At 73.7% G+C, this 3989-nt stretch carries 1 protein-coding gene; it reads right to left on the bottom strand.

Features of this window, described 5'->3' with window-relative positions:
* The coding region (locus ACZ52R_RS43385; RefSeq protein ID WP_465755566.1) for a type I polyketide synthase at nt 1–3989 on the bottom strand (3989 nt) is incomplete at both ends.

Genomic DNA, 3989 nt, shown 5'->3' with positions numbered 1-3989 from the left:
ACGCCACCGGCAGCCGACTCCCGCGCCAGCAGACCCACCGCATGCCGCGTCCAGAGCACGTCATCAGCAGCCTCCGCAGGCCGGGAGTGCACGGCCACGGTGCTGCGCCCGTCGGCGTCGACGGCACCCAGCCGCAGCTGGAGCCGGACCGCGCCGGTCTCGGGCACGATCAGTGGCGCCTCCAGCGTCAGCTCCTCCAGCAGCGCACAGCCGACCTGCTCGCCGGCCCGGACCGCGAGTTCCACCATGGCCGTTCCGGGCAGCAGTACCGCGCCCGCGACAGCGTGATCCGCCAGCCAGGGGTGCGCGTCCAGCGAGAGCCGCCCGGTGAACAGGAGCCCGTCACCCTCGGCCAGCGGCACGGCGGCCCCCAGCAGCGGGTGGTCGGCCGCGCTCAACCCGGCCGCGCCGACATCGCCCGGCACACCGGCGTCGCCCTGCGGCCAGTACCGCTCCCGCTGGAAGGCGTAGGTGGGCAGATCGATGACGCGCCCGGCCCGTCCGCCGTACGCCGCCGGCCAGTCCACCGCCGTCCCGGCCACGGCAAGGCGGCCCAGGCAGGCGGCAACGGCCTCGGCCTCTGCCCGGTCGCGCCGCAGGGCCGGTACGAGGACGGCGCCGCTCTCCTCGCCGAGGCAGTGCCCTGCCATGGCGCTGAGCGTGCCGTCCGGGCCCAGCTCCAGGAACGTCCGGACGCCTTCGCCCTCCAGCACGTGCACCGCGTCAGCGAAGCGGACGGCCTCGCGAACGTGCCGCACCCAGTACTCGGGGTCGGTCAACTCGGCCGACACGAGCGAACCGGTCAACGTCGACACGATCGGGATCCGCGGCTCCGCGAAAACCACCTCAGCGGCCACGGCGCGGAACTCCGCCAGCATGCCGTCCATCAGCGGCGAGTGGAACGCATGACTGACGGTGAGCCGCCTCGCCCTGCGTCCCTGCGCCTCCCAGTCCGCCACGAGCTCCAGGACCGAACGCTCCTCGCCCGAGACCACCAGCGAGTCGGGACCGTTGACGGCGGCGATGCCCAACTCGTCGGCGCGGCCGATCAGCAGTGGCAGTACCTCACCCTCCGATGCCTGGAGGGCCGCCATCGCGCCGCCGCGCGGCAGCGCCTGCATCAGGCGACCGCGCGCCGCCACCAGCCGGCACGCGTCCGCCAGCGAGAACACACCCGCCACATGCGCCGCGGCCAGCTCACCGATCGAATGACCGGCAAGGAAGTCCGGCCGCACACCCCACGACTCGACCAACCGGAACAGCGCCACCTCCAGCGCGAACAACGCCGACTGCGTGAACCCCGTCTCACTGATCAGCTCCACATCCGCGACCGCCTCACGCAGCGGACGGTCCAACAGCGGATCCAGTTCGGCACACACCGCGTCGAACGCAGCCGCGAACACCGGAAAGGCCGCCGACAACTCAAAGCCCATCCCGACCCGCTGACTGCCCTGACCGGTGAACAGGAACGCCGTCCGCCCACCGGTCGGTGTGCCGACGCTCTCCGACGACACGCCGCTCGCCAACGCCTCCAGCGCCGCCAACAGCTCCGCACGGTCGCCCGCCACCAGCCCGGCACGCCACTCGAACGAGGAGCGCGTGGTCGCAAGGGACAGCCCCAGATCGGCCACCTCCACGTCAGGACGCGCCGCCACGAACTCCCACAGCCGAGCGGCCTGCCCGCGCAGCGCCTCCTCCGTCCTGCCCGAGATCACCAGCGGCAACGGCGCACCCGTGCTCGTAATGGCCGGCACCGGCTCCTCCGCGGGTGCCTGCTCGATGATCGTGTGGGCGTTGGTGCCGCTGATGCCGAAGGACGAGACCGCGGCCCGGCGCGGGCGTCCGTTCTCCGGCCAGGGACGGGCCTCGGTCAGCAGTTCGACGGCGCCGGCCGACCAGTCGACGTGCGAGGACGGCTCGCCGACGTGCAGGGACTTCGGCAGCACTCCGTGCCGCATCGCCAACACCATCTTGATCACACCGGCCGCACCCGCCGCCGCCTGGGTGTGACCCAGGTTCGACTTCACCGAGCCCAGCCAGAGCGGCTCCTCCTCGCCGCGCCCCTGCCCATAGGTGGCGAGCAGGGCCTGCGCCTCGATCGGGTCGCCCAGACGCGTCCCGGTTCCGTGCGCCTCCACCGCGTCGACCTCGCCGGCCGTCAACCCGGCACTGGCCAGCGCCTGCTGGATCACCCGCTGCTGGGACGGCCCGTTCGGCGCGGTCAAGCCGTTGGACGCGCCGTCCTGGTTGACGGCACTGCCGCGGACGACCGCCAGGACCGGATGACCGTTCCGCCGGGCGTCCGACAGCCGCTCCACCAGCAGCATGCCGACGCCCTCGCCCCAGCCGGTCCCGTCCGCGTCATCGGAGAAAGCCTTGCAGCGGCCATCGGCGGCCAGGCCGCGCTGGCGGCTGAAGTCGACGAAGGTCGCGGGTGTCGCCATGACGGTGACCCCGCCGGCCAGGGCGAGCGTGCACTCGCCGGTGCGCAGCGCCTGGATCGCCCAGTGCAGCGCCACCAGCGAGGACGAGCAGGCCGTGTCGACGGTGACGGCCGGCCCCTCCAGCCCGAAGGTGTAGGAGAGGCGACCGGACGCGATGCTGCCCACGCCGCCACTGCCCATCGAGCCCTCGGCGCCGCTGGCCGCGGCCTGCTGCAGGCGGGTCGCGTAGTCGTGGTACATCACGCCGACGAAGACACCGGTCTGGCTGCCACGCAGGGACGCCGGGTCGATGCCCGCCCGCTCGAAGGCCTCCCAGGAGGTCTCCAGCAGCAGCCGCTGCTGCGGGTCGGTGGAGAGCGCCTCCCGCGGGCTGATGCCGAAGAAGGCGGGGTCGAACGCCGCCGCGTCGTGCAGGAACCCGCCCTCACGCGTGTACGAGGTGCCGAGGTGGTCCGGGTCCGGGTGGTACAGCTGTTCCAGGTCCCAGCCGCGGTCGGCGGGGAAGCCGGAGATCGCGTCACGGCCGTCCGCGACCAGGCGCCACAGGTCCTCGGGGGTCTCGACCCCGCCGGGGAAGCGGCAGCTCATCGCGACGATCGCGATCGGGTCATCCTCAGCGCCAGTGGCCCCGGGGACGGGCGTCCCGCTGTCCGCCTCCGGCACGCCTAGGAGCTCGGTCCGGAGCTGCCGGGCCAGCACCGCAGGGCTCGGGTGGTCGAAGACGAGGGTCGCGGGCAGCCGCAGGCCCGTGACGGCGTTCAGGCGGTTACGGAGCTCCAGCGCGCTGAGCGAGTCGAACCCGAGCTCGCGAAAGGCCCGGGTCGGATCGACCGCCTCCGCTCCGCCGTACCCGAGCACGGCGGCGGCCTCGGACCTGACGGTGTGCAGGAGATCGCGGTACTGGTCCGCCTCGGCCAGCCCTGCGAGCCGCGCTGCGAGCGCCGAGCCGCCGCCCGCAGCGGTGGCCGCAGAGGCCGACCTGCGGGCAGCCGGCCGTACCAGGCCCTGCAGCAGGGGCGGCACCGCAGCCGGATCCGCCGCACGGGCCCGCAGGCCCGCCAGGTCGAGGCGGATCGGCACCAGCGCCGCATCCTCGGCCCGCAGGGCGGCGTCGAACACGCCCAGGCCCTCGGCCGTGGACAGCGCCTGCACGCCGCCGCGGGCCATCCGCCGCACGTCCGCGTCGCCCAGCCCGCCGGCCATGCCTCCGCCGTCCTCCGCCCACAGACCCCACGCCAGGGACTGCGCCGGGAGACCCGCGGCGTGGCGGTGCTCGGCAAGGGCATCCAGGAAGGCGTTCGCGGCGGCGTAGTTCGCCTGACCGGCCGCGCCGAAGACACCGGCCGCGGAGGAGAACAGCACGAACGCGGCGAGCGGACGGTCCTTCGTCAGCTCGTGCAGGTTCCACGCCGCATCCACCTTCGGACGCAGCACGGCATCCAACCGCTCGGGCGTCAGGGACGGCACGATCCCGTCATCCAACACACCCGCCGTGTGGACGACCGCGGTCAACTCCACACCCGCCAGCACCGCCGCCAGCGCGGC

This window comes from Kitasatospora sp. NPDC034023, from assembly GCF_055575795.1.
This window is presented reverse-complemented; position numbering and strand designations above follow the sequence as displayed.